The organism is Mycoplasma marinum, assembly GCF_004335975.1.
Classification (GTDB): domain Bacteria; phylum Bacillota_I; class Bacilli_A; order Mycoplasmatales; family Metamycoplasmataceae; genus Mycoplasma_K; species Mycoplasma_K marinum.
The window spans coordinates 1-1,354 of the sequence record NZ_PSZO01000070.1 but is presented as its reverse complement, the minus strand read 5'-3'; the positions used below and the strand labels follow the sequence as shown (position 1 = coordinate 1,354).

The 1,354-nt window shown below is 28.4% G+C and carries 2 protein-coding genes; both read right to left on the bottom strand.

From position 1 onward, the window contains the following. Positions 1-7: 7 nt before the first annotated feature. Complete coding sequence (locus tag C4B24_RS04735; protein WP_131599630.1) at positions 8-670, bottom strand: hypothetical protein; 663 nt, start codon at positions 668-670, stop codon at positions 8-10. Positions 671-1,131: 461 nt separating this feature from the next. Further along, on the bottom strand, positions 1,132-1,354 hold a 223-nt coding region (locus C4B24_RS04730; RefSeq protein ID WP_210725203.1), incomplete at its 5' end, for a hypothetical protein.

The following is a 1,354-nucleotide window of genomic DNA, read 5'->3' as shown; positions in this document are numbered from 1 at the left end:
GGATATATTAGTTCAGTATTTCATTTGTGCATTCAATGAATAATTGTGAAGATGACCTATGTGCAGAATCATCTTTTTCAATTTCTCTATGTTTGCATTTTCTATCTATGTATCTTTGTTTAATTTTCTTAACATCATTAGGTTTAGCTTGTTTGAATTTAATATAAGCATTATTGAATTTTGGAAGTGTTTTCCATTCAAATTTATCTTCTGAATCTTCATCTGGATTTTTACCCTTTAGTATTTGTCTTGTCTCATCATTTTTTCTTATAATAGCTAAATCAAAATAATGCTCAAGTTCCCCGGTATCACTATCATCTTTAATTTTATTGATTGTTATTACCGAAGTTGAAATATGTGATGTTCATAATTCGGGCAATAAAGGTTCAATCATATCGTTTAATGTTTTCTTAAAGCTTGGCTCAAGGTCTTTTGCTGTTGGACTTAAGAATTCTAACTGTATATCTGTATCATATAATTCTTCTCCATGTCTAAAGACCATGTTTCTTTTAGAACTGCCTACCAACCTATTTGTAAAACCTTTGTATTTTTGTTCCTTTAAAGATTTATTTAAACCTCTTAAAATATCTCAAATTTCAGATCTTTGTTTCCTAGCAGCATTTTTGCCGACATACTTACATTTTGTCTTCTTGCATTTTTCACATTTCATAGCTACCTCTTTCACTTTTAATAATTATATCACTAATTAGCACTCGCATTATAACTCTGCTAAAATAGCAAAAGGTTATATACCTATGTTTTATTTAATTAAATAAAGCTTATTCTGAATTAAAAAAATGTGATAATGCAAAATTACACTATTAAAACAATAAATTTAAAAAAGAAACCCCTCTCTTCTGAGAAGGTAAATCGGTTTTCTGCCAAGAGACCCGGTAATAATATTTGAACACGAAATGTTTTATTGGATTTTTAAATGAATGAAGAATGTTAATTGTTTAAAGGGACAACACTCTTTTTCTTATAATTAAAAACTGTGAATTGTAGTTTTATCATTACCTTATTACGGAATGGCAAATAGTTGTAGGATAGAGGTAGGAAACCAATATATTTATTTTTGTGCTTTTATACACAGAAAATACACATCACATCTTGTTTTGTGAACCTTCTTGATTATACGGTTACAAAGTTTCACCTTTTATATTTTCTTCTTAATATTTTTTTATCAGTATTAATCGCCATGTTTATACAGTCAACTATCAAATTAGCTTGAACAACATCATAGGGTTCAATTTTTCTAGAATAATGAAATGTAACGGTTTTTTTATTCTTTAAAACATCGAGTGCAGGCATTCCAACCCCACTTTCTTTGTGCGCTGAATTTATACTCCATTTT